The 16,196-nt window shown below is 64.4% G+C and carries 11 protein-coding genes; 1 reads left to right on the forward strand and 10 read right to left on the reverse strand.

Annotated elements, in window-relative coordinates; translation table 11 throughout:
* Positions 1–8: 8 nt before the first annotated feature.
* The 10 genes from HV753_RS08440 to HV753_RS08485 form a co-directional block, all read right to left on the reverse strand.
* Positions 9–1,715: an AMP-binding protein gene (locus HV753_RS08440; protein WP_175174002.1), complete on the reverse strand. Its 1,707-nt coding sequence runs from the start codon at positions 1,713–1,715 to the stop codon at positions 9–11.
* 16 nt (positions 1,716–1,731) lie between these two features.
* On the reverse strand, positions 1,732–2,322 hold the full coding sequence (locus HV753_RS08445) for a chalcone isomerase family protein (RefSeq protein WP_175174003.1): 591 nt from the start codon (positions 2,320–2,322) through the stop codon (positions 1,732–1,734).
* Complete coding sequence (locus HV753_RS08450; RefSeq protein ID WP_175174004.1) at positions 2,286–2,831, reverse strand: DUF4442 domain-containing protein; 546 nt, start codon at positions 2,829–2,831, stop codon at positions 2,286–2,288. Before HV753_RS08450 ends, HV753_RS08445 begins: the two co-directional genes overlap by 37 nt.
* A 44-nt stretch (positions 2,832–2,875) precedes the next feature.
* A complete protein-coding gene (locus HV753_RS08455) occupies positions 2,876–4,075 on the reverse strand; it encodes an acetyl-CoA C-acyltransferase (RefSeq protein WP_175174005.1) in 1,200 nt (399 codons plus the stop codon).
* 10 nt (positions 4,076–4,085) lie between these two features.
* The gene (locus tag HV753_RS08460; RefSeq protein ID WP_175174006.1) at positions 4,086–6,476 is read right to left on the reverse strand and encodes a 3-hydroxyacyl-CoA dehydrogenase/enoyl-CoA hydratase family protein; all 2,391 of its coding nucleotides are present in this window, start codon (positions 6,474–6,476) and stop codon (positions 4,086–4,088) included.
* A gap of 54 nt (positions 6,477–6,530) precedes the next feature.
* Complete coding sequence (locus HV753_RS08465) at positions 6,531–7,853, reverse strand: OmpP1/FadL family transporter (RefSeq protein WP_175174007.1); 1,323 nt, start codon at positions 7,851–7,853, stop codon at positions 6,531–6,533.
* A 94-nt stretch (positions 7,854–7,947) separates the two neighbouring features.
* The gene (locus HV753_RS08470; protein WP_175174008.1) at positions 7,948–9,744 is read right to left on the reverse strand and encodes a 3-hydroxyacyl-CoA dehydrogenase NAD-binding domain-containing protein; all 1,797 of its coding nucleotides are present in this window, start codon (positions 9,742–9,744) and stop codon (positions 7,948–7,950) included.
* Positions 9,741–11,036, reverse strand: coding sequence for an acetyl-CoA C-acetyltransferase (locus HV753_RS08475; protein ID WP_175174009.1), 1,296 nt, complete (start codon positions 11,034–11,036; stop codon positions 9,741–9,743). Before HV753_RS08475 ends, HV753_RS08470 begins: the two co-directional genes overlap by 4 nt.
* Before the next feature lie 12 nt (positions 11,037–11,048).
* Complete coding sequence (locus tag HV753_RS08480; protein ID WP_175174010.1) at positions 11,049–13,397, reverse strand: acyl-CoA dehydrogenase; 2,349 nt, start codon at positions 13,395–13,397, stop codon at positions 11,049–11,051.
* Positions 13,398–13,447: 50 nt separating this feature from the next.
* Positions 13,448–14,119: a TetR/AcrR family transcriptional regulator gene (locus tag HV753_RS08485; RefSeq protein ID WP_175174011.1), complete on the reverse strand. Its 672-nt coding sequence runs from the start codon at positions 14,117–14,119 to the stop codon at positions 13,448–13,450.
* Positions 14,120–14,506: 387 nt separating this feature from the next.
* On the opposite strand from HV753_RS08485, the gene HV753_RS08490 reads away from it, so the two are divergent.
* On the forward strand, positions 14,507–16,111 hold the full coding sequence (locus HV753_RS08490; protein ID WP_175174012.1) for a glucosamine inositolphosphorylceramide transferase family protein: 1,605 nt from the start codon (positions 14,507–14,509) through the stop codon (positions 16,109–16,111).
* The last annotated feature ends 85 nt before the right edge of the window (positions 16,112–16,196 follow it).

Consider the following 16,196-nt stretch of genomic DNA (forward strand, 5'->3'; position numbering starts at 1 on the left):
AAGACCGTTCAGACCTGGCTGGATGACTGCGTTTCGGGCTGCGGTGCCGCCTGCTGCGCTTCCGGCTTCAACTCCCGTCGCAAGATCTTGCCCACGTTGGTGCGCGGTAGATCATCACGGAATTCCACATAACGCGGCACCTTGTACCCCGTCAGTTGCGTGCGGCAGTGGGCGATCAGCGCCTCGGCGGTCAGATGAGGATCCTTGCGGATCACATACAGCTTCACCGCTTCGCCCGCGCGCTCGTCCGGCACGCCCACCGCAGCCACTTCACGCACGCCAGGGTGCAACGCCGCGGCGTCTTCGACCTCGTTGGGATATACGTTGAAGCCCGACACCAGGATCATGTCCTTCTTGCGGTCGACCAGAAACACATAGCCGTCTTCATCCACGTAGCCAATATCGCCCGTGCGCAGGAAACCGTCCGCGTACATCACCAGCGCGGTTTCGTCGGGCCGGTTCCAATAGCCCTGTGTGACCTGGGGGCCGCGCACGCAGATCTCGCCGTTCTCGCCGATGCCTTGTTCCACGCCATCATCGTCGCGGATGGAGATTTCCGTCGACGGTATCGGCAAGCCGATCGATCCGGTGAAGACCTTGACGTCCAGCGGATTGAGGGTGACGGCAGGCGAGGTCTCGGTCAGGCCATAGGCTTGTGCCAGCGATTTGCCGGTGACGGCACGCCAGCGGTCGGCCACCGCGCGTTGCACCGCCATGCCGCCGCCCATCGTCAGCCGCAGTTGCGAAAAATCCAGCTTGGCGAAGTCGGGGTGGTTGAGCAGGGCGTTGAACAAGGTGTTGACCCCAGTGAAGCAGGAAAACGGCACCTTGCTCATTTCTTTGATCAAACCAGGAATGTCGCGCGGATTGATGATCAGCAGGTTGCTGGCGCCGATTTTCATGAAGGTCAGGCAGTTCGCCGTCAGCGCGAAGATGTGATAGAGCGGCAGGGCCGTCACGATGCACTCTTTTCCTTCCGTGACCAGCGGCTTGATCCAGGCGTGGGCCTGGCTAAGATTGGCCACCAGGTTGCCATGCGAGAGCATCGCGGCCTTGGCCACGCCTGTCGTGCCACCGGTGTATTGCAGGCAAGCCAGGTCGCGCTGGTCCAGCGCCACCTCGGTGAAGGGCGCGTTGCGGCCAGCGCGCAGCGCTGCCCCCAGGCGGACGGCGCCGGGCAGCGACCACGCGGGCACCATGCGCTTGACGCGGCGGACCACGAAGTCGACGAACGCGCCTTTGACGGGGCGAAGCATCTCGCCAATCGAGGTCACCAGTACGCGCTCGATCGACGTCCGGGGCAGGGCCTTTTGCAGCGTCGCCGCGAAGTTGTCGGCCACGACGATGGCGCGGGCACCCGAGTCGGCCAACTGGTGCTCAAGCTCGTGCGCGGTATAGAGCGGATTGCAGTTGACGATGATGCAGCCGGCGCGCAGGGCGCCGAACAGGCAGACCGGATATTGCAGCAGATTGGGCATCATCAGCGCGATGCGGTCGCCTTTGCCTAATCCGTTGGCGTGCAGCCAGGCGGCGAAGTCGCGTGTCAGCGCGTCCAGTTCGGCATAGCTGATGGACCTTCCCATGCTGATGTAGGCCGTCTTGTCGGCGTACCGGCGGCAGCTGTCCCGGACGATCGAGACCAGCGTTGTCACGCCGTCCATCTCGATGTCCGCGGGAACGCCTGCGGGATAGCTCTTGTGCCAGATTCGTTCCATTGTGGTGGGATTCCGCCTAGTTGCCCAAGAGGGCTTTCTTCAAGGAGGCCTGCGCGGGGTTCTCGCCCAGCCAGACGCGCAGCAAGGCACGCGCGAAATCGGGGCTGTCGATGCGGCCCCGTTGCTTGCCGTTGCCCGTGAGCGTGACACCACGAGCGTCGAAATCCAGATCGATCACGTCGCCCGTCTTGGCGGTGCCGATCTCGGCCATCATGCGGGATAAACGGTCAGCCGGCGCTTTCAGCGCGGCAAGCTCTTGCTTGGGTGTATTGTCGCGCAAACCTTCCTGCAAAGCGTCGTCCAGGCTTTTGCTGTCCACATCGCGCAGCAATTGCAGGCGGACGCGGCGTGGCTCCGTACTGTTGACCACCATGGCGGCATCACTGCTTTTGGTGGTGGCGTACAGCGCGGCGACGTAGACCTTCACGACGAACTTTGTTCGCAGTCCGGCGCCATTGAGCACCAGCGCGTGACCACCTTCGGACAGCTGTTCCGGCACGCGCACACCCGCGATCTCCATGTCGGCGGCAAGGGCAGGCGGGCCTGCCAGGCTGGCGGCAAGAATAAGACTCAGGGCGGCGGATCGCCCTCCAGAGATTCGATGCATGGGTCTCCTCCTGTGTTCTTTCGCTTGTAGAACTTCTTGTCGGCGATATAGATCGTGCGTTCCACGACGGCATAGACCACGCCGTCCTTGTCCTTCAATTCCACGGTGTACGTGCGGGTCGTTTCGTGGTCCCGTGCGAGGATGCGGCGGATGTCCGCGATCTCGCCGGGCGGCAGCCGGAAATCCACATACAAGGTCGTGTAGGCAGGCTTGCGGTAGCGGATCGACGCCGCCTTGTCCCACACGATGTGGTCCGCGCCCAGCGCGGACATCAGCATCGTGGGGTGGGCGCCGTCCGTCACGGCGAACAGCGACCCGCCATACATCGAACCAACGATATTTCGCGTGCGTCTTAGCAAGGGCAGCTTGATGCGGATGTGCTGGAAGTCCGGGGATACGTGCAACACCCGGCCGCCCGTGGCGCGAAACGCCGGGTGCAGGTTGAATCCCACCCGCATCAGGCGCGCGCGCCATGTCGGCGACAGGTTCTTGAACCAATAGGGCTTCACGCTTTTTGCCTTTGCTTGCGGTTACCTGGCGGCCGACTCGTGCATCACATCGCTTCAAACAGGCCGGCCGCGCCCATGCCGGTGCCGATGCACATGGTGACCAGCCCGTACTTGCCGCCCGTGCGGCGCAGACCGTGCGTGATCGTGGCGGTGCGGATCGCGCCGGTTGCGCCCAGCGGGTGGCCCAGCGCGATGGCGCCGCCCAAGGGGTTGATCTTGGTCGGGTCCAGTTTCAGATCGCGGATCACGGCCAGCGATTGGGCGGCGAAGGCTTCGTTCAGTTCGATCCAATCCAGCGCGTCTTGCGTGATGCCCGCGCGGCTCAGTACCTTGGGAATGGCGGCGATGGGGCCGATGCCCATCACTTCGGGCGGCACCCCGGCAACCGAGAAGCTCACAAAGCGCGCCAGCGGGCTCAGGTTGAGTTCGCGCAGCACGCGGTCGGACACCAGGACCACGGCGGCCGCGCCGTCGGACATTTGCGAGCTATTGCCGGCGGTGACGCTGCCGCGCGCCGCGAATACCGGGCGCAGGCGGGCCAACGCTTCCGCGCTGCTGTCGGGGCGGGGGCCTTCATCGACCTCGACCAGGCGGCGCACCTCGCGCACGGCGCCGGTGGCGCCATCGGGCAGGTGCGACACCACTTCAAACGGCGTGGTCTCGGCACGGAAGTGGCCGGCAGCGATGGCGGCGACGGCTTTTTGGTGCGAAGCCAATGCAAAGGCATCCTGATCCTCGCGCGAGACCTTCCAGCGTTCGGCAACCTTTTCGCCGGTCAGGCCCATGCCGAAGGCGATGCCAATATTCTCTTCGTGGGCGAAGATCTTGGGGTTCAACGACACCTTGTTGCCCATGATCTGCGGCATGGCGCTCATGGATTCGGTGCCCGCGCCGATCATGATGTCGGCCTCGCCCATGCGGATGCGGGCGGCGGCGTCCGCCACCGCCTGCAAGCCAGACGCGCAGAAGCGGTTGACGGTGACGCCGGCCACGCTTTGCGGCAGGCCGGCCAGCAACAGGCCGATGCGCGCCACGTTCATGCCTTGCTCGGCTTCCGGCATGGCGCAGCCGGCAATCACGTCTTCGATGCGCGCGTGGTCCAGCCCGGGCACCTGAGCCAGCACGCCGTTCAGTGCGGCAGCCAGCATGTCGTCTGGGCGCGTCGTGATGTAGGCGCCGTTGCGCTTGCCCACCGGCAAGCGCGTGGCGGCGACGATGTAAGCGTCTTGAATCTGCTTGGTCATGATCGTGTCCTTAGTTGCGCAACGGCTTGCCGGTTTCCAGCGTGTGACGGATGCGGGCCTGGGTTTCAGGCGTGCGCAGGAGCGCGACGAATTCGCGGCGCTCCACCGCCAACAGCCATTCCTCGTCAACCTTCGTGCCGGTGTCGACTTCGCCTCCGCACAGGGCCACGGCGGCGCTGCGCGCCACGCGGTAGTCATGCGCGCTGATCATGCCGCCCTCGCGCATGTTCACCAACACCATCTCGAAGTTGGCGATGCCGTTGCGGCCGGCGACCGGAATGTTCGCCAGGCGAGGCGGCGGCTGATAACCGGCCTGAGCCGCGGCGCGCGCCTGACCGATGGCGACGAACAGCAACTCGTCGGGGTGGAACAGCACAACGTCGTGCTCGCGGGCGAAGCCCGTGTCGATGGCTTCCAGCGCGCTCTTGGCGACCTGCGCCGTGGCGATGGTCTGAAAGATGGGTTGCAGGTAGGGGAAGACCTCGCCCGGGGTGGCCGTCTTGGCCGCCAACGCGGCGGCGCGTCCGGCGAACTCCTTGCTGCCGCCACCGGCCGGGATCAGGCCGACGCCCGCTTCCACCAAGCCGATATAGCTTTCCAGCGCCAGGACGCGGTGCGAGGCATGCATCAGGAATTCGCAGCCACCGCCCAGCGCCATGCCCTGCACGGCAGCCACGGTGGGAATCTGCGCGTACTTGAACGACTGGGACGCACGCTGGAATTTCTCGACCATGGCCTCCAGCATGTCCCATTGGCCAGCCGCGCAGGCCTCGACCACTTGTTGCAGGTTGGCGCCCACCGCGAAAGGCGGTTCGTGCCAGATCACCAGGCCGTCGAACTCGCGTTCCGCTTTCGTGACGGCCTGCAACACGCCTTCCAGTACCTCGCCGCCCAGGGTGTGGTTCTTGGACGTGACCGACAGGATGGCGATGCCGGCATCCACGTCGGGCAGATTCCAGAGGCGCACGCCTTCGTTTTCCCAGACCGTGACGCCACGGTCATCGGCCCCTTCACCGAACACGCGCTCCGGGAACAACTGGCGCTGGTACACCGGCAATGCCGAACGCGGATGCAACTGGCCGGTGCGTGCGGAATACGAGCCTTCCGGCGTGTGCACGCCTTGGCGGCCGGGTTCCAGTGCCCAGGCGGGCAGGGGAGCGTCGCTCATGGCGCGGCCCGCGGCAATGTCCTCGGCGACGGCGGCGGCAATCGCCTGCCAGCCGGCGGCTTGCCAGGTCTCGAACGGGCCTTGCGACCAGCCGAAGCCCCAGCGCATGGCCAGGTCCAGGTCGCGTGCGTTGTCGGCCACGTGCTCAAGCTGCACGGCGCTGTAGTGGAAGATGTCGCGGAACAGGCTCCACAGGAACTGCGCCTGCGGATGGTCGCTTGCGCGCAGCGCGGCAAAGCGCTTGGCCGGATCGCGTTCCTTCAGCAGCGCGGCAACGTCGTCCGCCAGCTTGCCGGCACTGGGCACGTAGTCTTGCGCTTTCAGGTCCAGCACCAGAATGTCGCGGCCTTGCTTGCGGTAGACGCCGGCACCGGTCTTCTGGCCCAGCGCGCCTTTCTGAATCAGTGCGGACAGCCACTGCGGCAGCTGGAAATAGCGGTGCCAGGGGTCGTCGGGCAGGTTCTTTTCCATGGTGCCGACCACGTGGGCCAGCGTGTCCAGCCCGACCACGTCGGCGGTGCGGTAGGTGGCGCTCTTGGGGCGGCCGATCTTCGGGCCGGTCAGCGCGTCGACCTCGTCAAAGCCCAGTCCCAGGCGCGCGGTATGGTGCATGGCGGCCAGGATCGAGAACACGCCGATGCGGTTGGCGACGAAGTTGGGCGTGTCCAGGGCACGGACCACGCCTTTGCCCAACGTGGACGTCAGCCAGGTTTCCAGCTGGTCCAGCACGGACGCCTGCGTATGGGACGTGGCGATGATTTCCACCAACCGCATGTAGCGCGGCGGATTGAAGAAATGGATGCCGCAGAAGCGGTCGCGCAAGCTTGCGGGCAGGGCATTGGCCAGCGCGTCGATCGACAGGCCGGACGTGTTCGAGGCAATGATGGCGTTGGGCGACACATGGGGCGCGATGCGCTCGTACAGTGCCGTCTTCCAGTCCATGCGTTCGGCGATCGCTTCGATGACCAGGTCGCAGCCGCGCAGCGCGTCCAGGTGGTCGTCGTAGTTCGCGGGGGTGATCAGGGCAATGCGGGCGGCGCCGGCCAGCGGCGCGGGTTCCAGCTTTTTCAGGCCGGCCAGTGCCTTCTTGACGATGCCGTTGCGGTCACCTTCGGCGGCGGCCAGGTCGAATAGCGTGACCGGCACGCCGGCATTGGCCAGGTGGGCGGCGATCTGCGCGCCCATGACGCCGGCACCCAGGACGGCAACGTGTTTGACGACGAACTTGCTCAAGGGATTCTCCTGGAAAAGCGGGCGAGTGGCACCGCGCCACCCGCCCGCGCAAGGCTAGAAGCGGGACGACAATTGCAGGCCGAAGATGTGGCCGCTGCTGTCATAGGTGCCCGCGACGCGGCCCTTGGATAGCTGGCTGCCGGACGTGGTGTCGATGTCCGTCTTGCGCAGGTACAGATAGGTATAGCCCAGATCCAGCGTGGTGCTCTTGGTGGCCTGCCATTGCACGCCCGTCGAGAACCAGTAGCGGTCGTTGTCGGGCAGCGAGGTCGGGCGGTCGGCTTCCTTGTGGACCGGGGACTGGTCGTAGGCCAGGCCGAACTTCCACTTCCAGTCGGGGGCGAACTTATAGTTCGCGCCCACGGCGACGCGCCAGGTGTCGCGGAAGTTCAGCGGCAGGTCGTCGTCGCGCGCGCCGGCGCCGGAGTTGCGGATCTTCAGGTCGGGGATGCTGCTCCAGCCCGTCCACGATACATCGCCCAGCAGTTCCCAGCGCTCGTTCAATTGGTGCGCCGCGCTAAGGATCAGCGAATCGGGCAGGTCGACCGAGGCCTTGGCGTCGAAGGACACCGACTGCTTGGTGGGGCCGATGCTGGTGATGTCGGTGTCGCCCTTGGCCGTGTGCTTGATCTTCGAGCGGTACGACAGGCCGATACGGGTGTCTTCGGTGGGTTGAAGCATGAAGCCGACGTTCCAGCCCCAGGCATCGCCCTTCAGGTTCAGGTCCGCATCGCCGTTGGTGGCGACAGGCAGGCCGGCGATTGGCACCACCGTCTTTTTCTTGTAGTTGGCGTCGATGTGCTGCCAGTTCACGCCAAAGCCCATCGAGAACTTGTCGTTGACCTTGTAGGCGATCGACGGGTTCACGTTGATGGTCTTGATCTCGAATTTGTTGGAATGGTATTGGCCCACCCAACCATCGTCGTATTCGGTCATCAGGCCGAAGGGGGCGCCCACGCCCAGGCCGATGTACCACTGCTCATTCAATTGCCAGGAGGCATACAGGTTGGGTACGACCCCGAGGTTGCCGGCGTCGCCGCCGTTGCCGCCAGTGGGGACCGATCCGTTCAGGCCCGAACCGGGCAGCCCGGGCACGCTGGGATTGCGGCTGTTGCCGTTGTCCGAGAATTTGAACGATGGTTTGATCAGGTTGACGCCGCCCGAAAAGTTGACGCCGGGCAGATATGTCATGCCTGCCGGGTTGTAGTAGATGATGCTGGCGTTTTCCGGGTTGGCCGCCGAGCCTGCATAGGCGTTGCCCAAGCCACTGGCGTTCTGCTCCAAGAGCTGAAAGCCGGCGGCATAGGACGTTGCGGATGCGCCCAGGCCGACCACAATGGCCGACAAGGTGCTCAGGGACAATGAACGTCTGCGCATGGTACTGCCTCCTCGAGTTGGATGTATGTCTCTATGGCACTGCCGGTCCTCTTGTCGGGCCGGTCTACTTGGCATGAGCCGTTTTACTTCCGTGCTACGCATTGCTACCTTGGTAATGCAAGGGTCCGCCCGTGAATGGCGCGAAACCCGTTCCGAAAATCACACCGGCATCGGCCAGATCGGCGTCGGCAACGACGCCGGCCTCCACGCGCTGCCGGGTGGCGTCCACCAACGGTTGGATCAAGCGCTGCGCCAGGCCGGCGGGCGCGGCGGCGGGGCTGCCTGCGCTTTGCTTGACCGGTTTGCCGTCGCGCCAGGTGTAGAAGCCCCTGCCGCTTTTCTTGCCGAGATCGCCGCGCGCCAGCCGTTCGGCCAGGCAGCGCGGAGGCTCGGCGCCGCCTGCCAGCTCCTCGCCGGCCGCGCGCGCGATGTCCAGCCCCACGGTATCGGCCAATTCCAGCGGCCCCATCGGCATGCCGAACGCCACCATCGCGGCGTCAACGGTTTCAGGCGCGATGCCGTCGTCCACGCTGCGCATGGCTTGCAGCATGTAGGGCGCCAGCACGGCGTTCACGAGGAAGCCGGGCGCGCTCTTGACGGGCAGTGCCAGCTTGTCGATCTGGCCGACGAAGGCGCAGGCACGAGCCAAGGCATCGCCGGTATCGCCCTCGGCGTGCACCACTTCCACCAGGGGCATCTTGGCCACCGGGTTGAAGAAATGGATGCCGATCAGCCGTTCGGGGCGTGTCAAGCCGGCACGCAGCGTTTCCAGCGACAGGCTGGAGGTATTGGTGGCCAGCAGCGCGCCGGGTTTCAGGCGCGGCTCAAGCGACCGATACAGCGCACGCTTGGCCTCGGGTTGCTCGCTGATGGCCTCGATCACGATGTCCGCCAGCGGCACGCCGTTGCCCGCCGGGTCGGGGATCAGCCGGTCGAACGCCGCGCGCGCCAGGCGGGGATCTTTCAGGCGGCGTGCATAGAGCGTTGCCGCGCGTTGAATGGCGGGCGCGATGCGTGTCATGTCTTGGTCCTGCAATGTCACCGTCATGCCCTTCAATGCGCACCACGCCGCGATATCGCCGCCCATGACGCCAGCACCGACCACGTGGACGTGCTTGGCAGGGCTGATCCCGATCTGCTTGCCATTGGCCTTCAGGCGTTCCTGCAAGCGGAACACGCGCAACAGGTTGCGGGCGCGGTTGGCCACGATGGATTTCAGCGGCCAGTGGTTGGCCAACGCGCCCAGCCCGCGCGCGCGGCGCGCAGGCTGCTTGGACAGCACCAGCTGGCGGGCAGCGGCCAGCAGCAGGCGGGGAGGCACGCGGGCGTCCGCCAGACCCAGCGCGGCGGCGCGGCGCGCATCCGCGCCACGGCCGGTCAGCATCATGTCCAGTGCGGCGGGGGCGCCGATCACCTGAGGCAAGCGCAGCATGCCGCCCCAGCCCGGGAAGATGCCCAGCATGACCTCGGGCAGCGCCAGCGACGTGCCGGGCTGGTCGGCGACCAGCCGGTAGCGGCAGGCCAGGGCCAGTTCCAGTCCGCCGCCCAGGCAATGGCCCTGGATCAGCGCCAGCGTGGGATAGCGCACCGCAGCCAATCGCTTGAACAGATTCCATCCGCGGGCGACCAGCGCGCGCGCTTGCTCGGGCGTGTCCAGGCTGGCGAATTCATTCACGTCAGCGCCGACGATGAAGCCCGTTGCCTTGCCGGATTGGATGATCAGGCCCTTGGGCAGCGCGGCGTCCAGCGCGTCCAGCACCACGGCAAGTTCGGTCATGGTGTCAGCCGACAGGGCATTGACGGCGCTGCCTGCTCGGTCGAACGTCAGCCAGGCGAGGCCATCGGCGTCGCGCTCCAGGCGCCAGTGTGAAAGCGTGTCCAGTGTCGTCATGGCTGGTCCTCGTCCAGGGTTTCGACCAGCATCGCGCCGCCTTGGCCGCCGCCGATGCAAATGGCCGCCATGCCGCGCTTGGCGCCGCGACGCTTCAGGGCGTCAAGCAGATGCAGCACGATGCGGGCGCCGGAAGCGCCCACGGGATGTCCGATCGCTATTGCGCCGCCATCCACGTTGAGCTTGGCCGGGTCGAGAGATCCCCATGCTGGCGTACCGAAGTGCTCTTGGCAATAGGCGTCGTCGCGCCATGCTGCCAGGCAGCCTAGCACTTGGGCCGCGAAGGCCTCGTTGATTTCCCACAAGTCCAGGTCATTCAAGCCCAGACCGTGGCGTTGCAGGATGGGAGTGGCCGCATGCACGGGGCCCAGGCCCATCTGCGCCGGGTCCAGACCCGCCCATTGGCTGTCGACGATACGGCCCAGCGGGCGCAAATTCCATTTGGCCACGGCCTCTTCAGAGGCCAGCACCAGCATGGCCGCGCCGTCGGTCACTTGCGAGCTGTTGCCGGCGGTGATGTTGCCCCAGGGCTTGTCGAACACGGGCTTGAGCTTGGCCAGCTTTTCGGGCGTGGAGTCTTCCCGCACGCCGTCATCATCGGGGTACAGCTTGCCCTGCGTATCGATCAGCGGCGTGATCTCGGTCATGGCGCCCGCCGCGCGCGCGGCCAGCGCGCGTTGGTGGCTGCTGGCGGAATAAGCGTCCATGGCCGCGCGGTCGATACCGAAACGGGTGGCGATGTTCTCAGCGGTCTGGCCCATCGACAGGCCCACGACCGGATCGGTCAGGCCTTTCAGCAGGCCGATGACGGGCGCCAGGCTCTTCAGCTTGAAGCGGCGCAACGCGGCCAGCTTGGCGCCCGCGCCGCGTGCCGCGTACCAGCCCGCCAACCAGCGCACCATGTCGTCCGAGAACAACACTGGCGCGCGCGACAGCGCATCCGTGCCGCCGGCCAGCACCAGTTGAGAACGGCCGGACTGAATGTTGGCGATGCCGGAATCCAAGGCTTGCATGCCCGATGCGCAATTACGCATCACCGTCCAGCCGGGCACCTTGTTGCCGCAACCCAGGCGCAATGCAATGACGCGACCGATGTTGACTTCTTCGGGCGACGGCGCGGCGCAACCCACAATGACCTCGTCCAGGTCCGTGGGTGAAAAAGGCTGGCGCAGCAGCAGGCCGCGGCCGGCCTGTACGGCCAGATCGCCTGCCGAGAACGGGCCGGGCCCGGTGCGCGCCTTCAAGAAGGGCGTGCGGGCGCCGTCGACGACGTAAACCGGTTTGAATGCCATCCGTTCCCTCTCTTATGCGACCTTGCGCTCGGCGGTGGGATGGACTGCGTCCGACGCACAGAGATCAAAGGGGAAATCATCCACTTTCACGACGGTATCGCGCAAGCTATTGCGGCGTTTCACCACCGCATATTCTTCGGCGGTGATGCCGCCGACGGCGTAGACGGCATCGGCGATGTCGCGCACGTTGGCCTGCGGATTGCCTTCCAGCCCGCCGCGTTTTTCCAGTTCGCGAATCTTGGCTTCAATGGGTTCGGCCTCAAGCGTGGCAGCCAGCGCTTGCTCGATGGCGCCCACGGGTTCGTCGGCGCTGGCGGGCAGGTGGCAGCCTGCGGTCAGGCGGTCACGGGTGGCGCTGGGATTGATCAGCAACCGCGCCACGTCCTGGCCAAGCTGGTCGGACGGCAGTGATTGCGTGCGGCCCCAGGGGAAGATGATGCGCGCAAGGCACCAGGCCACGAAGCGATTGGGATAGTTCTCCAATACACCGTCGAAGGCTTCCTGCAACTTGAACAGCGCGTCTTGAATCGACCAGTGCGCAAGCGGCGCGTCGGCGGCCTGGCGGCCTTCATCCTCAAAGCGCTTGAGCGTGGTGCTGATCAGGTACATCTGCGACAGCACGTCGCCCAGCCGCGCCGACAGGCGCTCGCGGCGCTTCAGGCTGCCGCCCAGCACCAGCATCGAGGTGTCGGCAAGCAAGGCGAAGGCGGCAGAGTAGCGGCTGACCAATTGGTAGTACCGCTTCATGTCAGGCGCTACGTCGGCGTTCACGCCAACGTAGCGTGCGCCGGTCAGCGCGGTGCCCAGCGCACGCAGTTTGTTCTTCGCGACAAAACCCACATGGCCCCAGAAGGCGCGGTCGAAGTCGGTCAGGCCTTGCTGGCGATCCGCCGATTGCGCGGCCTGCATCTCGGCCAGCACATACGGATGGCAGCGGATCGCGCCTTGACCGAAGATGATCAGGCTGCGCGTCAGGATGTTGGCGCCTTCCACGGTGATGCCGATGGGAATCTGCTGATACGCACGTCCCAGGAAATTGTTGGGGCCCAGGCAGATGCCTTTGCCGCCGATCACATCCATGCCGTCGTTGACGACCTGGCGCGCACGTTCGGTCACGTGGTATTTGACGATCGCGGACACGACCGAAGGCTTTTCACCCAGGTCCACCGCGCCCGCCGTCATGCTGCGGGCCGCATCCATCATGTAGGTGTGGCCGCCGATGCGCGCCAGCGCCTCTTCGACGCCTTCAAACTTGCCGACCGGCATGCGGAACTGACTGCGCACGCGGGCATAGCCGCCCACGGCGCGGGCGGTCAGCTTGGACATGCCGGTGTTGGACGAGGGCAGCGAAATCGAGCGGCCGGCGGCCAGGCATTCCATCAGCATGCGCCAGCCCTGGCCTGCCATCGGGGGGCCGCCGATGATGAAATCCAGCGGCATGAAAACGTCGGTGCCGCGCGTGGGCCCGTTCATGAACATCGCATTCAGCGGGAAATGGCGGCGGCCCGTATCCACGCCAGGGTGGTCGTGGGGCACCAGCGCGCACGTGATGCCCAGGTCTTTCTTGCCGCCCAGCAAGCCTTCCGGGTCATACAGGCGAAACGCCAGGCCCAGCAAGGTGCAGACGGGGGCAAGCGTGATGTAGCGCTTGTCCCAGGTGACTCGCATGCCGATCACTTCGCGGCCTTGCCATTCACCCTTGCAGACGATGCCGCTATCGGGAATGGCCGCCGCATCCGATCCGGCCCAGGGGCTGGTCAACGCGAAGGCGGGTACCTCTTCGCCGCGCGCCAGGCGGGGCAGGTAGTGGTTCTTTTGTTCGTCGGTGCCGTAGTGCAGCAGCAGTTCGGCGGGGCCGAGTGAATTGGGCACCATGACCGACACGGCCAGTGCGGACGAGCGCGTGGACAGCTTGGTCACGATCTCGGAGTGCGCGTACGCCGAGAACGCCAGGCCGCCGTATTCCTTGGGGATGATCATGCCCAGGAAGCCCTGGGTCTTCAGGAAGTTCCAGACTTCCGCGGGCAGGTCGTAACGCTCTTGCGTGACGCTCCAGTCGTTGACCATGCGGCAGGCTTCTTCGGCCTGGTTGTCCAGGAAGTGCTGCTCCGCGTCGGTCAGGCGCGGGCGCGGGTAGGCCAGCAGGCGGCTCCAGTCGGGCCGGCCACGAAACAGTTCGCCTTCCCACCACACCGTGCCTGCCTCCAGCGCATCGCGCTCGGTGTCCGACATCTGCGGCAGCACTTTCCGGTACAGGTTGAAGATCGGCGCCGACAACAGTGCCCGACGGAGGGGGCGCACGCCCAGCACAAGGGCGGCAAGGAGCGCGATGACGACCAGCGCGAAGAGGACTGCGTTCATTTCTTTGTCTCCGTATGGGTTCTGTTCTGGCTGCCTGTCCGGGGGGCGGGCTACGTGCTGGCCACGGGCGGTAGCGGCGCGCGCAGGCCGCCCAGCAGGAAGCTCATCAGCCGGGGCAGCAGCAGGTCGGGGTTGTCGGGTTGCTCGGCTTCGTCCAGCGTCCATCCCGTGACAGACCGCAGCAGGTCGGTGCCGATGATGGCGTAGGACGTCGCGCCCAGCATGAATTGGAAGCGCCACACGATCTCGGCCTTGGGCACATCGGGCAGCGCGGCAAACAGGGCGTTGCGATAACGCTCCAGCACGTCGGCGTATTCCTCCGCGAATAGCGCGCGGATGAAGTCGGACGGGTCGGTCATGGTGCGTTCAAGCAGGGGCAGGAAGGTGCTTCCCGCCTGAGCCGGATCGGCGGCCAGGCGCAGCAGCGTGCCGAAGAAGGCGTCCACAATCTGCGACGCCTTCAGGGGCTTGCCGCCGGATTGCGCCTCGAGTTCATCCAACAGGCGCAGACGCTCGCGATTCAGGACTTCCAGGCGCCGTTTGAGCACCGCCTGCACGAGTGACTCTTTGGATCCGAAGTGATAGTTCACCGACGCAAGGTTCACGCCGGCCGCGCCGGTGATCTGTCGCATCGACGTGCCGTCATGACCTTGTTGCGCAAATAGCGCTTCGGCCGTGTCCAGGATGGATTCGCGAGTGTTTGTGGTTCTGATTTCTTGCATAAGGTTGAATTCAAACGTTTGTTTAAAAACATTATGCGTGAGGGAAAGAGGAGAAGCGAGCCTCGGCTATCCCCAATAGGGTTTACCCGTAACGGCTTTTTGCTCCGGTTGATTTGCACCTTTTGGGTATTGAGGCACCGGGGCAGCTAGACCAGATGGACGAGGCTGCCCGCGCGATCGGACGGCACAGGCCTGGATCCCTGGGCGGGTAGCTGATCCGTTTGTCCTCGTACAGCCGACCTAGGATGAATGTGGTCTGGAAGATGCGCCCAAAACGCCGCAGTATCAGCGCGAGGACTTGAACATGTTGCATCGGTGGCGACTCGCGGCGCGGGCTCGTTTGCCAAACCGCTGCGGCCCGTGCGCCCTGACACAGGAGCAGGACAAATGAAGACCTATCGAGTGGGACTGCTGGTTGATGGGTATGAGCAACCCGGCTGGATGCATGAGATGGTGGACTGGTTGATTCATAGCCAAGACTTCGGTCTGTCCGCCTTACTGGTGATGAGCGCGGAAAGCACCGGTAAAGCGCCGAGGCTGGGCGTGAAGGCATTTTTTGGCACCCTGTCGCGCTTCGAGGCGCGACTGCTGCCGGCCAAGCAACGCCAGATGCTGGCAGCCTGCCGCGATATGCGGCAAAGCATGCCGCCTGGCTTGCCCGTCTTGGCGCTGGCGCCGGGGCAACCTGCCGATGGCGGCGAGGACGTGGTGGCTGCGTTGGGTCTGGATCTGGTGATCACGCTGGGCGCGTCGTCGGCGACACGCTCGCAGATGATGGGATGGGCGCGGCTGGGCGTATGGCAGTTGAGCTATTCGGATATCGCCGTGTCGACCAGCCGCTACGCGGGTTTTTGGGAGGTATATCAGCGCGAGGACCACACCACGGTGAAACTCTGGCGCGTTGGCCCGGAAGCGGATCAGGATGAATTGCTGGACCAGCGCAGTTTCAACACGGAACTGTTCTGGTTGAAGAACCAGGCGCGCGCCTTCAGTCTGGGGAATTTCATGCTCTACGACGCGCTACAGGCGCTGGCCCGCGCCCAGCAAGCCGTGACAGCCCCCGAGATGCAGATCATGAGCGGGCCTCGGCGCACCGACCCCGTGGAATGGGATAGCGCAGCCTATATCGCACGCCAGGCCTGGTTAATATCGGATTTGATTGTGCGCCGCATCATGAAACGCAATGTTCGATGGCGGATTGGTATGTTTCCGTCATCCCGGCAGCAGGCCGTGATTTCCGATGCGATGGTCCTGCAACCGCCCAAGGGTCGTTTCTTTGCAGATCCGTTTGTTTATACCCACGAAAAAAAACCATATATTTTTTTCGAGGATTACGATTTTACTTCCCGCAAGGGGACGATCTCGGTTGCGACATACTCCGACGGGGCTTTCCGGCTGTTGGGCACTGCCCTGAACCTGCCATATCATTTATCGTTTCCGTATATATTTGAGCACGATGGCGTGACATACATGGTGCCGGAAACGTGCGGAAATCGAAGTATTGAGTTATGGAAATGCACGGAATTTCCGCTTAAATGGGAGCTGGATGTCACTTTGATGACGAATATATCTGCCGTGGATACGATTATTTTCAAGCACGGTGAATATTGGTGGTTATTAACAAATATCGACAGAACGGATGGTCAAAGCCATTGTGATGAACTGTTCGCGTTTTTTTCGGACTCCCCCCGTTCCACGGTCTGGACGCCGCATGCGTGCAACCCCATCGTGCGCAATCCGATGCGTGCCCGCAACGCTGGAATCGTTGTCTCTCCTAGCGGAGAGGTGATCCGCTGCGCCCAGTACCAGGGCTTCTGCCATTACGGAAAAGGCGTGTCGCTGAACCGGATCGAGGAGCTTTCGCCGTCCACCTACGTGGAAACGGATGGCGAAATTCATTACGCAAGCTTTTTGGGCAAGCGTCATGCTTCAATGCACCATTGGCATCATCAAGGGGGCCATACGGTATTTGACTTCGCCTATATGGAGTAAATGATGCATTGGGCACAAAAATTAAAATGTTACCCATATTTCGATTGCAAGGTTTCCGCACGGGCATGATGTGTCCGCGGAAACA

Source organism: Achromobacter pestifer (genome assembly GCF_902859625.1).
Lineage (GTDB): Bacteria > Pseudomonadota > Gammaproteobacteria > Burkholderiales > Burkholderiaceae_B > Achromobacter > Achromobacter pestifer.

Coding starts and splice junctions, on each gene's coding strand:
- HV753_RS08485 (WP_175174011.1), bottom strand. CDS start 14,119: ATGCAAGAAATCAGAACCACAAACACTCGCGAATCCATCCTGGACACG.
- HV753_RS08465 (WP_175174007.1), bottom strand. CDS start 7,853: ATGCGCAGACGTTCATTGTCCCTGAGCACCTTGTCGGCCATTGTGGTC.
- HV753_RS08470 (WP_175174008.1), bottom strand. CDS start 9,744: ATGACGACACTGGACACGCTTTCACACTGGCGCCTGGAGCGCGACGCC.
- HV753_RS08440 (WP_175174002.1), bottom strand. CDS start 1,715: ATGGAACGAATCTGGCACAAGAGCTATCCCGCAGGCGTTCCCGCGGAC.
- HV753_RS08490 (WP_175174012.1), top strand. CDS start 14,507: ATGAAGACCTATCGAGTGGGACTGCTGGTTGATGGGTATGAGCAACCC.
- HV753_RS08455 (WP_175174005.1), bottom strand. CDS start 4,075: ATGACCAAGCAGATTCAAGACGCTTACATCGTCGCCGCCACGCGCTTG.
- HV753_RS08475 (WP_175174009.1), bottom strand. CDS start 11,036: ATGGCATTCAAACCGGTTTACGTCGTCGACGGCGCCCGCACGCCCTTC.
- HV753_RS08480 (WP_175174010.1), bottom strand. CDS start 13,397: ATGAACGCAGTCCTCTTCGCGCTGGTCGTCATCGCGCTCCTTGCCGCC.
- HV753_RS08445 (WP_175174003.1), bottom strand. CDS start 2,322: ATGCATCGAATCTCTGGAGGGCGATCCGCCGCCCTGAGTCTTATTCTT.